Annotated in this window: 17 protein-coding genes; 16 read left to right on the top strand and 1 reads right to left on the bottom strand. The window is 63.6% G+C overall.

From position 1 onward, the window contains the following. The first annotated feature begins 476 nt into the window (after positions 1–476). From rpsB to FAZ95_RS09175, 16 genes are all read left to right on the top strand, one after another. Entirely contained in the window at positions 477–1229 is a 753-nt protein-coding gene (gene rpsB / locus FAZ95_RS09100; protein WP_137332148.1) for a 30S ribosomal protein S2, read from the top strand. A gap of 184 nt (positions 1230–1413) precedes the next feature. Then, a complete protein-coding gene (tsf, locus tag FAZ95_RS09105) occupies positions 1414–2295 on the top strand; it encodes a translation elongation factor Ts (RefSeq protein WP_137332149.1) in 882 nt (293 codons plus the stop codon). A gap of 220 nt (positions 2296–2515) precedes the next feature. Continuing rightward, positions 2516–3229, top strand: a complete 714-nt coding sequence (pyrH, locus tag FAZ95_RS09110) for a UMP kinase (protein WP_137332150.1) — start codon at positions 2516–2518, stop codon at positions 3227–3229. A 92-nt stretch (positions 3230–3321) separates the two neighbouring features. After that, entirely contained in the window at positions 3322–3882 is a 561-nt protein-coding gene (gene frr / locus FAZ95_RS09115) for a ribosome recycling factor (protein ID WP_137332151.1), read from the top strand. A gap of 60 nt (positions 3883–3942) precedes the next feature. Then, the gene (uppS, locus tag FAZ95_RS09120) at positions 3943–4725 is read left to right on the top strand and encodes an undecaprenyl pyrophosphate synthase (protein ID WP_137332152.1); all 783 of its coding nucleotides are present in this window, start codon (positions 3943–3945) and stop codon (positions 4723–4725) included. Continuing rightward, complete coding sequence (locus FAZ95_RS09125) at positions 4719–5540, top strand: phosphatidate cytidylyltransferase (protein WP_137332153.1); 822 nt, start codon at positions 4719–4721, stop codon at positions 5538–5540. Before uppS ends, FAZ95_RS09125 begins: the two co-directional genes overlap by 7 nt. 10 nt (positions 5541–5550) lie before the next feature. After that, entirely contained in the window at positions 5551–6756 is a 1206-nt protein-coding gene (locus tag FAZ95_RS09130; protein WP_137332154.1) for a 1-deoxy-D-xylulose-5-phosphate reductoisomerase, read from the top strand. Between the two features lie 32 nt (positions 6757–6788). Further along, positions 6789–8237 carry an RIP metalloprotease RseP gene (gene rseP / locus FAZ95_RS09135; protein ID WP_137332155.1) on the top strand — a complete coding sequence of 483 codons (1449 nt, stop codon included), beginning with the start codon at positions 6789–6791 and terminating at the stop codon, positions 8235–8237. A gap of 88 nt (positions 8238–8325) precedes the next feature. Next, a complete protein-coding gene (bamA, locus tag FAZ95_RS09140; RefSeq protein ID WP_137332156.1) occupies positions 8326–10629 on the top strand; it encodes an outer membrane protein assembly factor BamA in 2304 nt (767 codons plus the stop codon). Between the two features lie 38 nt (positions 10630–10667). After that, positions 10668–11219 (top strand): OmpH/Skp family outer membrane protein, encoded by a 552-nt coding sequence (locus FAZ95_RS09145; RefSeq protein ID WP_137332157.1) that lies wholly within the window; start codon positions 10668–10670, stop codon positions 11217–11219. A 20-nt stretch (positions 11220–11239) separates the two neighbouring features. Further along, positions 11240–12310: a UDP-3-O-(3-hydroxymyristoyl)glucosamine N-acyltransferase gene (lpxD, locus tag FAZ95_RS09150; protein WP_137332158.1), complete on the top strand. Its 1071-nt coding sequence runs from the start codon at positions 11240–11242 to the stop codon at positions 12308–12310. A 149-nt stretch (positions 12311–12459) separates the two neighbouring features. Then, the gene (gene fabZ / locus FAZ95_RS09155) at positions 12460–12921 is read left to right on the top strand and encodes a 3-hydroxyacyl-ACP dehydratase FabZ (protein WP_137332159.1); all 462 of its coding nucleotides are present in this window, start codon (positions 12460–12462) and stop codon (positions 12919–12921) included. 13 nt (positions 12922–12934) lie between these two features. Then, positions 12935–13723, top strand: coding sequence for an acyl-ACP--UDP-N-acetylglucosamine O-acyltransferase (gene lpxA, locus FAZ95_RS09160; RefSeq protein WP_137332160.1), 789 nt, complete (start codon positions 12935–12937; stop codon positions 13721–13723). Between the two features lie 3 nt (positions 13724–13726). Beyond that, positions 13727–14896 (top strand): lipid-A-disaccharide synthase, encoded by a 1170-nt coding sequence (lpxB, locus tag FAZ95_RS09165; protein ID WP_137332161.1) that lies wholly within the window; start codon positions 13727–13729, stop codon positions 14894–14896. Next, positions 14893–15663, top strand: a complete 771-nt coding sequence (gene rnhB, locus FAZ95_RS09170) for a ribonuclease HII (RefSeq protein ID WP_137332162.1) — start codon at positions 14893–14895, stop codon at positions 15661–15663. The genes lpxB and rnhB overlap by 4 nt, the downstream gene beginning before the upstream one ends. Positions 15664–15733: 70 nt before the next feature. Further along, a complete protein-coding gene (locus FAZ95_RS09175) occupies positions 15734–16519 on the top strand; it encodes a TrmH family RNA methyltransferase (RefSeq protein ID WP_137332163.1) in 786 nt (261 codons plus the stop codon). A 65-nt stretch (positions 16520–16584) separates the two neighbouring features. Here the strand turns inward: FAZ95_RS09175 and ppsR are convergent, their stop codons facing one another. After that, positions 16585–17400 (bottom strand): posphoenolpyruvate synthetase regulatory kinase/phosphorylase PpsR, encoded by an 816-nt coding sequence (gene ppsR / locus FAZ95_RS09180; RefSeq protein ID WP_137332164.1) that lies wholly within the window; start codon positions 17398–17400, stop codon positions 16585–16587. Between the last annotated feature and the right edge of the window lie 137 nt (positions 17401–17537).

Below are 17537 nucleotides of genomic sequence, written 5' to 3' on the forward strand. Positions count from 1 at the left end.
TGCGTGAATTACGCGATTATCGCACCATATTAGGCCCGTCGCTGGCCTTTAGCAGCCGGGCCAATAGCCCGGCGAGTCTTGCCGGGCCCCGGTTCGGCCTCCAGTTCGACCGGTACTCGGCAGTCTCGGCCGACGCGCCAAATCAAATCGCGGCTTGAGAGGGGTAACACGCGCGTGCTATACTCTTTGGCTAAGTCGCTATCGGGTCTTGCAGTTAATTTTTCCTCATTCTCATTCCTTCGAATCTTCGAATGAGCTGGGTGGGGAATAATGGGGTAGTAGCAATGCGATCCCAGGCAAAGCTTGTAGCGACTTGATCGCGGTGCGCCTCGTGGGGTTTGATGGCCCTCCATCGCGCATCCATTCGCAAGCCGGCGCACCCAGGGTGTCGCCCGCATCAAGCGTCCGCTGATTCAAGCGGTGCGGTGCGGCCGATACGGCAGCCGGCTTAAGACCCAACCCTCGCGGAGATTCTCATGGCAGTTACCATGCGTCAAATGCTGGAAGCCGGTGTCCACTTCGGTCACCAAACGCGCTTCTGGAACCCCAAGATGGCCCCGTTCATCTTCGGTCATCGCAACAAGATTCACATCATCAACCTCGAAAAGACGCTGCCGATGTACAACGACGCGCTGAAGTACGTGCGTCAACTGGCAGCGAACCGCGGCACGATCCTGTTCGTCGGCACGAAGCGTCAATCGCGCGACACGATCGCCGAGGAAGCACAACGCGCCGGCATGCCGTACGTCAACGCGCGCTGGCTCGGCGGCATGCTGACCAACTTCAAGACGCTGAAGGTTTCGATCAAGCGCCTGAAGGACATGGAAGCGGCCGTGGAAGCCGGCGAACTCGAGCGCATGAGCAAGAAGGAAGCGCTCTTGTTCGAACGCGAAATCGCCAAGCTGCAAAAGTCGATCGGCGGCGTGAAGGACATGGGCGGCATTCCTGACGCGATCTTCGTCGTCGACGTCGGCTATCACAAGATTGCCGTTACCGAAGCGAACAAGCTCGGCGTGCCGGTCATCGCCGTGGTCGACACGAACCACTCGCCGGAAGGCATCGACTACGTGATCCCGGGCAACGACGACGCGAGCAAGGCTGTTGCGCTCTACGCGCAAGGCGTGGCCGACGCGATCCTCGAAGGTCGTGCGAACGCAGTGAACGAAGTGGTCCAGGCTGTGCGCGGCAATGACGGCGACGAGTTCGTCGAGGTCAACGGGGAAGCGTAAAGCTGCCCCGCAGCCGGCAAAAAAGGGGGCTCTCCATAGGCCCCCTTTTTTTAAGTTTCGGCCGGCCCGTCCGGGCTGGCCACAGCGGTGAGTGCGTCTTAATCGACGCATGCCGGAAACAAATTCCTGCCGTGCGCGTCGAAAGCGCGTCGGCGTGTGACAGACAAGACTCAAGGAGCTGATGATGGCGGCAATTACCGCAAGCATGGTTGCAGAACTGCGCGCGAAGACCGACGCGCCGATGATGGAATGCAAGAAGGCGCTGACGGAAGCCGAAGGCGACCTGGCGCGCGCTGAAGAGCTGCTGCGCGTGAAGCTCGGCAACAAGGCGAGCAAGGCCGCGTCGCGCGTGACGGCTGAAGGCGTCGTCGCGTCGTTCATCGGCGGCAACGCCGGCGCGCTCGTCGAGCTGAACTGCGAAACCGACTTCGTCGCGAAGAACGACGATTTCCTCGCGTTCGCGAAGACCGTGGCCGAACTCATCGCCACGCAGAACCCGGCCGACGTGGCCGCGCTGTCGGCGCTGCCGCTCGAAGGCTCGACGGTCGACGCCGTGCGCCTCGCGCTCGTCGGCAAGATCGGCGAAAACCTGTCGATCCGCCGTTTCGAGCGCTTCGAAACGACGAACAAGGTCGCCGCTTACCTGCACGGCACGCGCATCGGCGTGCTCGTCGAGTACACGGGCGCGGACGAGCAAGTCGGCAAGGACGTGGCCATGCACATCGCCGCGATGAAGCCGGTCTCGCTGTCGTCCGACGACGTGCCGGCCGAGCTGATCGCCAAGGAGCGCAGCATCGCCGAGCAGAAGGCCGCCGAATCGGGCAAGCCCGCTGAAATCATCGCGAAGATGGTCGACGGCAGCGTGCAGAAGTACCTGAAGGAAGTGTCGCTCTTGAACCAGCCGTTCGTGAAGAACGACAAGCAGACGATCGAGCAGATGCTGAAGGCCGCCGGTACGACGGTCCAGAAGTTCGTGCTCTTCGTCGTCGGCGAAGGCATCGAGAAGCGTCAAGACGACTTCGCCGCCGAAGTGGCCGCGCAAGTTGCCGCAGCGAAGCAGTCGTAAGCAAGCGCAGTACGTCGTACCCGCGGCGGGTGAAAACATCCGCCGCGGCCGGGAAGCGCCGCCGGGCCTGACGGGTCAGCCCGATTCATACCTGCCTGGCCGTCGCCGAGCCCGCCGCACAAGTGCGATTCGGTGAATTTGGCGACGCTTGCCCGAACCAGCATTTCACCCCTACAGTTCTACGTTGTTGTCATCCTCTTCGGCGCGATCGGATACCTCTATGCCCACTGCCTATAAACGCGTTCTTCTCAAACTCTCCGGCGAAGCTCTGATGGGCGACGATGCCTTTGGTATCAATCGCGCGACGATCGAAAGAATGGTGGCAGACGTTGCGGAAGTCGTCCGGCTGGGCACCCAGCTCGCGGTCGTGATCGGCGGCGGCAACATTTTCCGTGGTGTGGCGGGCGGCGCGGCCGGCATGGACCGCGCGACGGCCGACTACATGGGGATGCTCGCGACGATGATGAACGCGCTCGCATTGCAGGACGCGATGCGCCACGCCGGGATCGAGGCGCGCGTGCAGTCGGCGCTGCGCATGGACCAGGTGGTGGAGCCGTACATCCGTCCGCGCGCCATCCGCCAGCTCGAAGAGGGCAAGGTCGTGATCTTCGCGGCCGGCACGGGGAACCCGTTCTTCACGACCGATACGGCCGCCGCGCTGCGCGGGTCGGAAATCGGTGCGGAAGTCGTGCTGAAGGCCACCAAAGTCGACGGCGTATACTCCGCAGACCCGAAGAAAGATCCTACGGCCACGCGCTATTCGACGATCAGCTTCGACGAGGCGATCGGCCGCAATCTGCAGGTGATGGACGCGACGGCCTTTGCGCTGTGCCGCGACCAGAAGCTGCCGATCCGCGTGTTTTCGATCGTCAAGCCCGGCGCGCTCAAGCGTATCGTTCAAGGTGAGGACGAGGGCACGCTCGTCCACGTGTAAACTCTCGCAGGACGCGGTTTGCGCTGCGGGTTGCGGCGGGGTGCCGCTCCTCGCGGGCGGACCTGCACTGTTATGAAGGTTCGGAGGTTTAAATGAGTGTGGCAGATATCAAAAAAGGCGCCGAGCAGAAGATGCAGCGCTCGATCGACGCGTTCAAGAACGATCTGGCGAAAATCCGCACGGGCCGCGCACATACCGGCTTGCTCGACCATATCCAGGTCGACTACTACGGCTCGGCCGTGCCCATCTCGCAGGTGGCCAACCTGACCCTCGTCGACGCGCGCACGATCGGCGTGCAACCGTGGGAAAAGAAGATGGTTGCGGTCGTCGAAAAGGCGATTCGCGAATCCGACCTGGGCCTGAACCCGGCGACGCAGGGCGACCTGATCCGCGTGCCGATGCCCGCGCTGACCGAAGAGCGCCGCAAGGAGCTGACCAAGGTCGTCAAGAGCGAAGGCGAAACGGCGAAGGTGGCGGTGCGCAATTTGCGCCGCGATGCGAACGAGCAGCTCAAGAAACTCGTCAAAGATAAAGAGATCTCGGAAGACGACGAGCGCCGCGCCGGCGACGACGTGCAAAAGCTCACCGATAAGTACGTTGCCGAAATCGACAAGCTCGTCCAGAGCAAGGAAGCCGAGATCATGACGGTCTGAGGCCGTCCGGTCTCAGACTTTCAGTCTCACTTCTTTTTTGCAGTCACAGTCCCAGCGGCCATGACCTATACCAGTTCTACCGTTCGCGTGCCTGACGTCGCGGCCGTGCCGCGACACATCGCGATCATCATGGACGGCAACGGCCGTTGGGCGACGCAGCGGCGCTTGCCGCGCGTGGCGGGCCACTCGCGCGGCGTCGATGCGGTGCGCGCAGCTGTCGAAGCCTGCGCGCGCGCGGGTGTCGAATATCTGACCCTGTTCGCATTCAGCTCCGAAAACTGGCGCCGTCCGACCGAGGAAGTCTCGTTCCTGATGCGCCTTTTCGTGACGGCGCTCGAGCGCGAAGTCGGCAAGCTGCATGCGAACGGCATCCGTCTACGCGTGGTCGGCGACCTCTCGCAGTTCGATGCCCGTATTCAAGACTTGATCCGGCGCGCGGAAACGAAGACGGCGCGCAATACCCGTCTCACGCTCACGATCGCCGCGAACTACGGCGGCCGCTGGGACATCCTTCAGGCCGCGAAGCGGCTCGCCGAGCAATCGGCGCAGACGGGGCAGGTGGCGGAAGTCAACGAGGAGACGTTCGCCCAGCATCTGGCGATGGCCTATGCGCCGGAGCCCGATCTCTTCATCCGCACCGGCGGCGAGACGCGCATCAGCAACTTCCTGCTCTGGCAGCTCGCCTATACCGAGTTCTATTTCACCGAGACCTTCTGGCCTGACTTCGACGCGAACGCGCTTTCCGACGCGATTGCCTCGTATGCGCGGCGCGAGCGCCGCTTCGGCCGCACCAGCGCCCAACTCGAACCGCAATCGCAGAACGCCGATTCGCTTCCATGCTAAAAACCCGTGTTATCACGGCGATCGTCCTGCTGGCAGTCTTCTTGCCCGTGACGCTGTTCGCACCGGTCGGCGCGTTCGGCGCGCTGATCGCGTTCGTGCTCGTCTTTGCCGCTTGGGAATGGGCGCGCCTGCTCAAGCTGAACGGCGCCGGCCCGGTCGTCTATGCGCTGGTCGCCGCCGTGGCGCTGGTGGCGAGTACGAAACTCGGCGTCGGGGTCAAGCCGCCTCGGCCGCTGTTTCAGGCCGCGGCCGTATTCTGGGTGCTGGCGGGCCCGTTCGTGCTGATGCGCAAGCCCGTGCTCGCCCATGGCGCCTGGCGCCTGTTCCTGTTTCTGGCGGGAATCATCGTGTTTGTCGCGTGCTGGCACGCCCTCGTGGCGGCGCGCATCGAAGGGGTGCCGTTTGTTTTGTCCCTGTTATTAGTGGTGTGGCTCGCCGACATCGGCGCATACTTTGCGGGTAAGGCATTCGGAAAGCATAAGCTGGCGCCTGCCATCAGTCCGGGCAAAACCTGGGAAGGCGCCGCGGGCGGCTGGCTGGCGGTGATCGTCGTCGCGGGCGTGGCCGTCGCCACCCATGCGCTCGCGCCTACGCTGTATTCCGATTTGGTGACGCGCCTCGGCACCCCGCGCGCGTTTGTCGCCTTGACGCTGCTGGTCGCGTTCAGCGTGGTCGGCGATTTGTTCGAATCGATGCTGAAGCGCCAGGCCGGCGTGAAGGACTCGAGCGGTCTGCTGCCGGGCCACGGTGGCGTTCTCGACCGCATTGACGCGTTGTTGCCGGTGTTGCCGCTCGCGATGCTGCTGCTCGGCTAGAGAAAGAGATATGAAAAAACGTCTGACACTGCTCGGTTCCACGGGCTCGATTGGCGAGAGCACGCTCGACGTCGTCGCGCGCCATCCCGACCGTTTCTCGGTCTATGCGCTGACCGCGCATCGCAACGGCGACAAGCTCGTCGCGCAATGCTTGCGTTTTCAACCGGAAGTGGCGGTGGTCGGCGATGCCGAGACGGCCGCGCGCGTCGCCGCGCAGTTGCGCGATGCCGGTTGCAAAACCGAGGTCGCGTACGGCCCGCAAGCGCTCGTCGATGTGTCGAAAAGCGCGCAATGCGACACGGTGGTCGCGGCGATCGTCGGTGCTGCCGGCCTTGCGCCCACGTTGGCCGCAGCACGCGCCGGCAAGCGCATCCTGCTCGCGAACAAGGAGGCGCTCGTGATGTCCGGCGCGATCTTCATGGACGCCGTGCGCGACCATCACGCGACGCTGCTGCCCGTCGACAGCGAGCACAACGCGATCTTCCAATGTCTGCCGAGCGAAGCCTCGGCGCATGGCGGCGTCTCGAAGATCATCCTGACGGCGTCGGGTGGACCGTTCCGCACGCGCGAGCCGTCCACGCTAGTCGACGTCACGCCCGACGAAGCCTGTAAACATCCGAACTGGGTGATGGGCCGCAAGATCTCGGTCGATTCGGCGACGATGATGAACAAGGGCCTCGAAGTCATCGAAGCGCATTGGCTCTTCGGTCTGCCCGGCGAGCGCATCGAGGTGCTGATCCATCCGCAAAGCGTGATCCATTCGCTCGTGTCGTACGTCGACGGTTCGGTGCTCGCGCAGCTCGGCAATCCCGACATGCGTACGCCGATCGCACACGCGCTCGCGTTCCCCGAGCGCGTCGATTCCGGTGTCGCGCAACTCGACCTCGTGCAGGTTGCGTCGCTGAGTTTCGAGAAGCCCGACTACGCGCGCTTTCCGTGCCTCGCGCTAGCCATGAAGGCGCTGGCAGAAGGCGGCGTCGCGAGTGCGGCGCTCAATGCGGCGAACGAGGTCGCGGTCGACGCGTTCCTGTCGCGCAAGATCGGTTTCATGGCGATCGCGCAGACCGTCGATGCGGTGCTGAACGCGCTGCCGAACCGCACGCCAAGCGGCCTCGACGACGTGCTTGAAGCGGACGCCGCGGCGCGCCGCGCGGCCACGGTCTTTATCGAAAGCCATCTCGCCGGCGCGCGCCGGATGGACCGCACGGTCCAGTGAGGCGGAAATGAAGCGGCCCGGCGCACACTGACATGAACCTGCTGATCGAAATCGCGTCGTTCATCGTGGCGATCGGCGTGCTCGTCGTCGTGCACGAGTACGGGCACTATCGCATCGCGCGCCTGTGCGGCGTGAAGGTGCTGCGCTTTTCGATCGGTTTCGGCAAGCCGCTCTGGCAACGGGTCAGCAAGAAGACCGGCACCGAATGGACGATCGCCGCGTTGCCGCTGGGCGGCTACGTGAAGATGCTCGACGAGCGCGACCCCGGGCCGGGCATTGCTGCCGCCGACCTGCCGTATGCCTTTAACCGGCAGTCCGTGGGCAAGCGCATTGCGATCGTGCTGGCAGGGCCGGTCGCAAACTTCCTGCTGGCGATCGCGCTGTTTTCTGCCGTGTTCGCGACCGGCATCACCGAGCCAGCGGCCATCGTCGCGGCCCCGCCCGCGGGGAGCGTCGCGGCGAAGGCGGGCTTCGACGGCGGTGAAACCGTGCTCGCGATCCGCAACGAACGCGGCAGCGATGGCGAGGCCGTGCGCTCGTGGTCCGATTTGCGCTGGAAGCTGCTCGATGCGGCGTTCGATCATCGCCGCGTGGTGCTGCGTGCGAAGAACGCTCATGGCACTTTCGATTATCAAGTCGATCTGCGTGGCATCTCGGACAAGGAAGTCGACGACGACTTCATGTCGAAGCTCGGTTTCGAGCCCGGCGGCGGCACGTTGACGGTGGCGGGCGTCGAGCCGGGCAGCGCCGCGCAGCGCGCCGGACTGCAGCCCGGCGACACGCTGCGGGAAATGAACGGTAAGCGTGTGGACAGTGCGACCGCGTTTATCGATTTCATCAAGTCGCATGCCGGCCGGACGGTTGCGCTGGAGATCGAGCGCGGCGGTTCGTCTGCAGTCGCGGCAAAGGGCGCGGAGGGGGCGGCGAGCGGAGCGGCAAGCGATGTAGCGATTGGCGCGGCAGGCCCGCTGCAAGCGCTCACGATCGTACCCGAGACGCGGCGCGACCCCGATACGGGCGCCGACGTCGGCCGCATCGGCGCGGCGCTCGCGACGCAAGTGCCGAGCGTCGACGTCCGTTACGGCCCGATCGAAAGTCTCGAACTGGGCGTGCGCCGCACGTGGGACATCTCGCTGTATTCGCTACGAATGTTCGGCCGGATGATCACCGGCGAGGCGTCGCTCAAGAATTTGTCCGGTCCCGTCACGATTGCCGACTACGCCGGCAAGAGCGCGCGACTCGGATTGGCGCCGTTTTTGTCGTTTCTCGCGCTCGTCAGTATCAGTCTCGGTGTGCTGAACTTGTTACCGATTCCGGTATTGGACGGGGGGCATCTGTTATATTATTTGGTTGAAGCCGCGACCGGCAAAGCGGTATCGGAACGTTGGCAGCTTGTTCTGCAGAGGGCCGGCCTCGTCTGCATCGTCGCATTGTCGGCGATTGCGCTTTTCAACGATCTGGCTCGGTTAATCCATTTTTAAATTGTCGAGCGGCTCACTTAAGGGCACCTTAAGGGCACTTTAAGTAAGCCGCGGGGACTGACGCAGCTAAAAACACTGGGGAAGCACGTTGTTCAAACCTCATCGCTTTGTTCCTAAAACAATTGCAGCCGCGGCACTCGCCGCGCATGGGCTGGTGGCTCACGCGACGACACCTTTCGTGGTGCAAGACATCCGGATCGAGGGATTGCAACGCATCGAACCAGGTTCCGTGTTCGCCTATCTGCCGATCAAGAAGGGCGACACCTTCACCGACGACAAGGCTTCAGACGCCATCCGCGCGCTGTACGCCACCGGCTTCTTCAGCGACGTGCGCATCGCCACGGAAGGCAACGTCGTGGTCGTGGACGTGGTCGAGCGTCCGGCCATCGCGTCGATCGATTTCGCGGGCCTCCACGAATTCGACAAAGACAACCTCAACAAGGCGCTCAATTCGGTTGGCTTGTCGCCGGGCCGCTACTACGACAAGGCGCTCGTCGATCGCGCCGAGCAGGAACTGAAACGCCAGTACCTGACGCGCGGCTTCTACGCCGCCGAAGTGACGACGACCGTCACGCCGGTCGACCGCAACCGCGTGTCGATCCTGTTCTCGGTGGCCGAGGGCCCGAGCGCGAAGATCCGCCAGGTCAACTTCATCGGCAATAAGGTGTTCAGCACGAGCACGCTGCGCGACGAAATGCAGCTGTCCACGCCGAACTGGTTCTCGTGGTACACGAAGAACGACCTGTACTCGAAGGAAAAGCTCACGGGCGACCTCGAGAACATCCGGTCCTACTATTTGAATCGCGGCTACCTCGAGTTCAACATCGAATCGACGCAAGTGTCGATCTCGCCGGACAAGAAGGACATGTACCTCACGCTGACGTTGCATGAGGGCGAGCCGTACACGATTTCGAGCATTCAGCTCGCGGGCAATCTGCTGGACCGCCAAGCCGAGTTGCAGAAGCTCATCACCATCAAGCCCGGTCAGCGCTTCTCGGCGGAAAAGTTGAAGGCGACGACCAAGGCCATCGTCGACAAGCTCGGTGAATATGGCTACGCGTTCGCGAACGTGAACGCGGTGCCGCAGATCGACCAGGAACATCACACGGTCGCGCTGACGCTGCAAGTCGATCCGAGCCGCCGTGTCTACGTGCGCCGCATCAACGTTACCGGCAACACGCGTACGCGCGACGAAGTGGTCCGCCGCGAAATGCGCCAGCTCGAAAGCTCGTGGTTCGATTCGAGCCGCCTCGCGCTGTCGAAGGACCGTATCAACCGTCTCGGCTACTTCACCGACGTCGACGTGACGACGGTGCCGGTCGAAGGCACGCAGGACCAGGTCGACGTCGACGTGAAGGTCACCGAAAAGCCGACCGGCGCGATCACGCTCGGTGCGGGCTTCTCGTCGACCGACAAGGTGGTGCTCTCGGCAGGCGTGTCGCAGGACAACGTGTTCGGTTCCGGCACGAGTCTCGCGGTGAACATCAACACCGCGAAGACGTACCGCACGCTGACGGTCACGCAGGTCGACCCCTATTTCACGGTGGACGGCATCAAGCGGATCACCGATGTCTACTACCGCACGACCGAGCCGCTGTACTACTCGACGTCGTCGAGCTTCCGCATCATCACCGCGGGCGCGGACCTCAAGTTCGGTATCCCGTTCTCCGAGGTCGATACTGTCTACTTCGGCACGGGCCTCGAGCAGAACCGCCTCGATGTCGATTCGAATACGCCGCAAAGCTATATCGACTACGTGAACGCATTCGGCCGCGTGTCGAACAACGTTCCGCTGACGGTGGGCTGGTCGCGCGACGCGCGCGACAGCGCGCTCGTGCCGAGCCGTGGCTACTACACGCAGGCGAATGCCGAATACGGCACGCCGGTCGGCGCAACGCAGTACTACAAGGCCGACTTGCAGGCCCAGTACTATTACTCGTTCGCGCGCGGCTTCGTGCTCGGCCTGAACTTCCAGGGCGGCTACGGCAACGGTCTCGCCGGCAAGCCGTACCCGATCTTCAAGAACTACTTCGCCGGCGGTATCGGTTCGGTGCGCGGCTATGAGCCGAGCTCGCTGGGTCCGCGCGACGCGACGACGAACGACCCGATCGGCGGCTCGAAGATGGTGGTCGGCAACATCGAACTCACGTTCCCGCTGCCGGGCACGGGCTACGACCGTACGCTGCGCGTGTTCACGTTCCTCGACGGCGGTAACGTCTGGGGCAACTTGGGCAACAGTATCGGCGCGAACGGCTTGCGTTACGGCTATGGTCTTGGTCTTGCGTGGATTTCGCCGATCGGCCCGCTCAAGATCAGCTTGGGCTTCCCGGTCACGAAGCACACGGGCGACCAGTATCAGAAGTTCCAATTCCAGATCGGGACGGCATTCTGACGAAACACCGAGACCTTTACAGTATCGAGAGGAAGACTTTGCGAAACGGTATGTTTTCGAAACGTGTGATGTGCGCGGCCGCGCTCGCGATGGCGCTCGGCGTCAGCGCTGCTCATGCCCAGGAGGCCCGCATCGCGGCGGTCAATTCGGATCGTATCCTGCGTGAATCGGCGGCGGCGAAGAACGCCCAAACGAAGCTCGAGGCCGAGTTCGCAAAGCGCGACAAGGATCTGCAGGATATGGCGCAGCGTCTGAAGTCGATGTCCGACGCGCTCGACAAGAACGGCACGGCGATGTCCGCCACCGATCGCGCGCAAAAGCAGCGCGATCTGTCGCAGCTCGACAGCGACTTCCAGCGCAAGCAGCGCGAATTTCGCGAGGACCTGAACCAGCGCCGCAACGAAGAGCTGGCAGCGGTGCTCGACAGGGCGAACAAGGTGATCAAGCAGATCGCCGAGCAGCAGCACTACGACCTGATCGTGCAAGAGGCGGTCTATGTGAGCCCGCGCATCGACATCACCGATCAAGTGCTGAAAGCGCTCGCCGCATCGGGCACGAGCGCCTCATCGAGCCCTGGCGCCACGAACTGAACCACAGGAGTCGTACCCGCATGGCATTGACGCTCGAAGAACTCGTCCGGCGCTTCGGCGGCGAAGTGGTCGGCGACCGGGCACACCAAGTCGGCAGCCTCGCGCCGCTCGATCAGGCAGGACCGCAGCAGCTCGCGTTCCTCGCCAACCCCAAATACCTGTCGCAAGTCGAATCGACGAACGCCGGCGCCGTGCTGATCGCGCCGGCCGATCTGGACAAGCTCGGCTCCCGCGAAGGGCGTAACTTCATCGTCACGCCGAATCCTTACGCTTATTTCGCGCGGGTCGCGCAAATGTTCATCGATCTCGCCTCGCCGAAAGCGCCGGCGGGGGTCCATCCGAGCGCAGTGGTCGATCCGGCCGCGAAGGTCGCGCCTAGTGCCGTGATCGGTCCCCATGTCGTGGTGGAGGCGGGCGCCGTGATCGGCGAAAACGTGCGGCTCGATGCAAACGTGATGATCGGCCGCGGCACGCAGATCGGCGAAGGCTCGCATCTGTACCCGAACGTTTCCGTGTACTACGGCTGCAAGATCGGCCCGCGCGTGATCATCCACTCGGGCGCCGTGATCGGCTCGGATGGTTTCGGTTTTGCCCCCGATTTCGTCGGCGAGGGCGATGCGCGTACCGGAAGCTGGGTCAAGATTCCGCAGGTGGGCGGCGTGTCGATCGGGCCGGACGTGGAAATCGGGGCGAATACGACTATCGACCGAGGGGCAATGGCCGATACGATCATCGAGGAATGCGTGAAGATCGACAACCTCGTGCAGATCGGCCATAACTGCAAGATCGGTGCGTTTACCGTCATCGCCGGCTGCGCCGGGATTGCGGGTAGCACCACGATCGGGCGGCATTGCATGATCGGCGGGGCGGTCGGTATCGCGGGTCACGTGACGCTTGCCGATTACGTCATCGTCACGGCGAAGTCAGGCGTGTCGAAGTCGTTGTTGAAACCCGGCATGTACACGAGCGCATTCCCGGCCGTCGAGCATGCCGACTGGAACAAGAGCGCCGCGTTGATGCGCAATCTCGACAAGTTGCGAGACCGCATCAAGGCGCTCGAAGCCGCTGCCGCGGAACGCGGCAAAGCGTAACAGCGGCGGACGCCGGCATGCCGCGGGCAGGGTGCCGCCAGCCAGGCGGCGCCCGGCACCGCGGCATGTTGGCGTCGGGCAATCACGAAGCTGCCGGCACTCGCATCCGCAGTTATCATCCGCGCAGTCAATGCGTGAGCAGAAACACCATGAGCACTGAAAAAATCAATCTCGACATCCATAAGATCCTCACGCTTTTGCCGCATCGCTATCCGATCCTGCTGGTGGATCGCGTGCTCGAACTCGAACCGCACAAGAGCATCAAGGCGCTGAAGAATGTGTCGATCAACGAACCGTACTTCATGGGGCACTTTCCGCAGCGCCCGGTGATGCCGGGCGTGCTGATCCTCGAAGCGCTCGCCCAGACAGCGGCGCTTCTGACGTTCGCGGAAGAGCCGCATGATCCCGAGAAGACGCTTTACTACTTCGTCGGCATCGATGGCGCGCGCTTCAAGCGGGTCGTGGAGCCGGGCGATCAGCTGATACTGCACGTGACGTTCGAACGCTATATGCGCGGCATCTGGAAGTTCAAGGCGCGCGCCGAAGTGGAAGGCGTCGTGGCGGCCGAAGCGGACCTGATGTGCACGGTCAAGAACACTGACGCGAAATGAAGGGCGAACGCGCATGAGCAGGATTCATCCCACCGCGATCATCGAACCAGGCGCCGAGATCGGCGAAGACGTCGAAATCGGGCCGTACGCGGTCATCGGCGCACACGTTACGATCGGTGCGCGGACGACGATCGGTTCGCACAGCGTGATCGAAGGTCACACGACGCTCGGCGTCGACAATCGGATCGGTCACTACGCGTCGGTCGGCGGCCGTCCGCAGGACATGAAGTATCAAGACGAGCCGACGCGTCTCGTAGTCGGCGATCGCAACACGATTCGCGAATTCACGACGATACACACGGGCACGGTCCAGGACGCCGGTGTGACGACGCTCGGCGACGACAACTGGATCATGGCGTACGTGCATGTCGGTCACGATTGCCGGATCGGCAGCCACGTGATCCTGTCGAGCAACGCGCAGATGGCCGGGCACGTGACGATCGGAGATTGGGCGATCGTCGGCGGCATGTCGGGTGTGCATCAGTTCGTGCGCATCGGCGAGCATTCGATGTTGGGCGGCGCTTCGGCGCTCGTTCAGGACATTCCGCCGTTCGTCATCGCGGCGGGCAACAAGGCGGAGCCGCATGGCGTGAACGTCGAGGGCTTGCGTCGACGCGGCTTCTCGCCCGATGCCATCTCGGCGCTGCGAAGCGCTTATCGGTTGCTGTACAAGAACAGTCTGTCGCTCGAAGAGGCGAAGGTGCAATTGCGCGAGCTGGCCTCGGCCGGCGGCGACGGCGATGCCCCTGTCAAGGCGCTGGTCGATTTCGTCGAAGCGTCGCAGCGCGGGATCATTCGCTAAACGATGGCGCTGCAATCCAGTCCGCTGCGGCTTGCGCTGGTTGCCGGCGAGCCGTCGGGCGACTTGCTCGCGGCGTCGCTGCTCGGCGGGCTCGCCGAGCGTTTGCCCGCGTCCACGCAGTATTTCGGCATCGGCGGCCCGCGCATGAGCGCGCAAGGGTTCGATGCGCACTGGCCGATGGATACGCTGACCGTGCGCGGCCTCGTCGAGCCGCTCACGCGTCTTCCCGAGATTCTCCGCGTCCGCAGCGAACTCAAGCATCAGCTTCTCGCGGATCCGCCGCACGCGTTCGTCGGCATCGATTCTTCGGGATTCAACTTCAGCGTCGAGCCCGCGTTGCGCGAAGCGGGGATTCCGACGATCCACTTCAACTGTCCGACGATCTGGGCATGGCGTGGCTGGCGGATCAAGAAGATCGCCAAGGCTGTCGATCACATGCTGTGCCTGTATCCGTTCGAGAAGGCGATTCTCGAAAAGGCGGGGGTATCCGCGTCGTATGTCGGGCACCCGCTTGCCGACGAGATTCCGCTCGAGCCGGATGTGCCCGGCGCACGCGCCACGCTCGGCTTGCCGGCGGGCGGTCCGATCATCGCCGTGCTGCCGGGCAGCCGCCGCTCCGAAATCAAGCTGATCGGCCCGACCTTCTTCAAGGCGATGGAATTGATGCAGGCACGCGAACCGGGTGTCCGCTTCGTGGTGCCGGCCGCCACGCCGGCAATCCGCGAGATGCTGCAGCCGCTCGTCGAGGCCCATCCGAATCTTGCGCTGACGATCGTCGACGGTCAGGCGCAGCTCGCCATGACCGCTGCCGATGCGCTGCTCGTCAAGAGCGGCACGGTGACGCTCGAAGCGGCGCTCCTGAAGAAGCCGATGGTGATCTCGTACAAGGTGCCCTGGCTTGAAGGTCAGATCATGCGGCACATGGGCTATTTGCCCTACGTCGGCCTGCCGAACATCCTCGCGGGGCGCTTTGTGGTGCCGGAGATCCTGCAGCACTTCGCGACGCCCGAGGCGCTTGCCGATGCCACGCTGACCCAGTTGCGCGACGAGGCCAATCGGCGCACGCTCACGGAAATTTTCACCGAGATGCACCACGCGTTGCGGCAGAACACGGCGCAGCGCGCGGCCGAAGCCGTCGTACGCGTCATCGAATCGAGGAAGCTGCGTCCATGACGGCAACCAAGACAGCGCGCCGCAAACCGGCTGCCGCCGTGGCAGCGGGGGAGCCCGCGCAGCCCGGTTTCGATTTCGGCTCGCCGCAGGATATCGTCTGCGGCGTCGACGAAGCCGGTCGCGGGCCGCTCGCCGGACCCGTGGTCGCGGCGGCCGTGATTCTCGATCCGAAGCGCCGGATTCGCGGTCTCGACGATTCGAAAGCGCTCTCCGCAAAGAAACGCGAAGCGCTGTACGAGAAGATTATCGAGCGCTCGCTCGCGTATTGCGTGGCTTCGGCGAGCGTCGAGGAGATCGATACGCTCAATATCCTGCACGCGACGATGCTGGCGATGCGGCGCGCGGTCGAGGGCCTGGCGATTGCGCCGACGCTCGCCAAGATCGACGGCAACCGGTGTCCCGTTTTGCCGATGCGCAGCGAGGCGATCGTCGGCGGCGACGCTTTGGTGTCGTGCATTTCGGCGGCGTCGATTCTCGCGAAAGTCACGCGCGACCGCATGCTGCTCGACTTGCACCAGGATTTCCCGATGTATGGTTTCAACGCGCACGCGGGCTACGGCACGCCGCAGCATCTTGCGGCGTTGTTCGAACACGGCCCATGCGAGCATCATCGGCGCTCGTTTGCGCCGGTGCGCGAAGCGCAGGCCAAGCGCGGGCTGCGTGTGACGCTGCCGGGCGACCGGCCGGTACGTGCCCAGCGCGCGCTGGATGACGCTTTTTCCGATCCCGCTTTTTCCGACCCATTCGGCGATAAGCTAGCTGACTGAGGCGAACGCGCTTCTCGTTGGCGTTTCCTCCGATAGTTGCCGTCCGTCTCGTTATTTTCTTCCTTTGCCCGTGAAAGCCATCACTTCGCGCGACAACCCGCTCTATAAGCGCTTGAAAGCGCTGGCGGGCTCGACTCATCAGCAGCGCAAGAGCGGCCATGCGCTGCTCGAAGGCTTGCATCTGGCGAGCGCCTATCTCGATGTCGCGGGGCAGCCCGAAACCTGCATCGTGACGGATGGCGCACTGCGTCACGCGGAAACCCAGGCGATCGTCGGCCGGATCGACGAGCATCGCATCGTCACGCTGCCCGATATGTTGTTTGGACAACTATCGAACGTGGTCAACGGGGTCGGCGTGCTTCTGCTCGTACCGAAACTCGATGCGCCGTTGCCCGAGCGCGTGACGACTTCGTGCGTCGTGCTTGACGGCGTGCAGGATGCGGGCAATGTCGGGTCGATTCTGCGCAGCGCCGGCGCTGCTGGTATCGCGCACGTGTTTTGCGCACCTGGGACGGCGTATGCGTGGTCGTCGAAGGTCCTGCGCTCGGGGATGGGCGCACACTTTCTGCTGCAAATCTACGAGGATGTCGACGCAAATGCCCTGATCGAGCGGCTCGCGATGCCGGTCGCGATCACCGACTCGCACGCGGCAGAGGCGCTCTACGATTGTGACCTGACGGGGCCGTTGGCGTGGGTGTTCGGCAATGAAGGCGCCGGGGTATCGCAGGTTTGGCGCGACACGGTCACGCATCGCCTGACGATTCCGCAGCCCGGCGGCATGGAGTCGTTGAACGTGGCGGCCGCAGCCGCCATTTGCCTCTTCGAGCAATGCCGCCAGCAGCGCGTGCGGGGTTGAGCGCCGCAGGGCGCTCGTAGATGGAATGGCCGTCCCCGGATGCCCGTCGCCGGGTGGCCGTCCCCTCAATACGACGGTCGATCGAGCTTGATTTCCTGCAGGATCGTCGTCGCGATTTCTTCGATCGACTTGTGCGTCGACGACAGCCACTTGATCCCTTCGCGCCGCATCATCGCCTCGGCCTCGTTGATCTCGTAGCGGCAGTTCTCGGGCGCGGCGTACTTGCTGCCCGGCCGCCGTTCGTTGCGGATCTCGGAAAGCCGTTGCGGATCGATCGACAAACCGAACATCTTGCTGCGATGCGCGTATAGCGCGCTCGGCAGCTTGGCGCGCTCGAAGTCTTCCGGAATCAGCGGATAGTTGGCCGCTTTCACGCCGTACTGCATCGCGAGGTAGAGGCTCGTCGGCGTCTTGCCGCTGCGCGACACGCCGATCAGGATCACATCGGCTTCGGCGAGGTTGCGGTTCGATTGCCCGTCGTCGTGTGCGAGCGAGAAGTTGATGGCTTCGATGCGCGTCTTGTACTCGTCGGTATCGGCGTTTTGATGGCCCCGGCCGATCGCGTGCGTCGACTTCATCTCCAGTTCCTGCTCGAGCGGCTCGACGAACTGCTGGAAGATGTCGAGCACGAGCGCGTTCGAATTCTTGACGATGGCGTTCGAGGCGCTGTCGACGAGCGTAGTGAACACGATCGGCCGGCGGCCGTCGAGCTGGGCGGCTTCGGCGATCTTTTCGACCGTGGCGTAAGCCTTATCGGCGGAGTCGACGAACGGCACGCGCACGAGGCGGAATTTCTGGTCGAACTGGGACAGGATCGAGTGCGCGAAGGTCTCGGCAGTGATCCCGGTACCGTCGGAGACGATGAATACGGTAGGCGGCATCAATAGGGCACGGAACGTGCGAAAAAATCACAGCGGGGGCAGCAGCGGGAACAACCGCGGGGCGGCGCGCCTTTCGAGGCGCAATTCTCATCAGACCGTCACACTTCAACGGTCGGCACGGTAGAATAGCGGCAACC

This window comes from Trinickia violacea (assembly GCF_005280735.1).
GTDB classification, from domain to species: Bacteria; Pseudomonadota; Gammaproteobacteria; order Burkholderiales; family Burkholderiaceae; genus Trinickia_A; species Trinickia_A violacea.

Coding starts and splice junctions, on each gene's coding strand:
- frr (WP_137332151.1), top strand. CDS start 3,322: ATGAGTGTGGCAGATATCAAAAAAGGCGCCGAGCAGAAGATGCAGCGC.
- fabZ (WP_137332159.1), top strand. CDS start 12,460: ATGAGCACTGAAAAAATCAATCTCGACATCCATAAGATCCTCACGCTT.
- lpxB (WP_137332161.1), top strand. CDS start 13,727: ATGGCGCTGCAATCCAGTCCGCTGCGGCTTGCGCTGGTTGCCGGCGAG.
- pyrH (WP_137332150.1), top strand. CDS start 2,516: ATGCCCACTGCCTATAAACGCGTTCTTCTCAAACTCTCCGGCGAAGCT.
- lpxD (WP_137332158.1), top strand. CDS start 11,240: ATGGCATTGACGCTCGAAGAACTCGTCCGGCGCTTCGGCGGCGAAGTG.
- rpsB (WP_137332148.1), top strand. CDS start 477: ATGGCAGTTACCATGCGTCAAATGCTGGAAGCCGGTGTCCACTTCGGT.
- FAZ95_RS09130 (WP_137332154.1), top strand. CDS start 5,551: ATGAAAAAACGTCTGACACTGCTCGGTTCCACGGGCTCGATTGGCGAG.
- tsf (WP_137332149.1), top strand. CDS start 1,414: ATGGCGGCAATTACCGCAAGCATGGTTGCAGAACTGCGCGCGAAGACC.
- ppsR (WP_137332164.1), bottom strand. CDS start 17,400: ATGCCGCCTACCGTATTCATCGTCTCCGACGGTACCGGGATCACTGCC.
- FAZ95_RS09125 (WP_137332153.1), top strand. CDS start 4,719: ATGCTAAAAACCCGTGTTATCACGGCGATCGTCCTGCTGGCAGTCTTC.
- uppS (WP_137332152.1), top strand. CDS start 3,943: ATGACCTATACCAGTTCTACCGTTCGCGTGCCTGACGTCGCGGCCGTG.
- rseP (WP_137332155.1), top strand. CDS start 6,789: ATGAACCTGCTGATCGAAATCGCGTCGTTCATCGTGGCGATCGGCGTG.
- lpxA (WP_137332160.1), top strand. CDS start 12,935: ATGAGCAGGATTCATCCCACCGCGATCATCGAACCAGGCGCCGAGATC.
- rnhB (WP_137332162.1), top strand. CDS start 14,893: ATGACGGCAACCAAGACAGCGCGCCGCAAACCGGCTGCCGCCGTGGCA.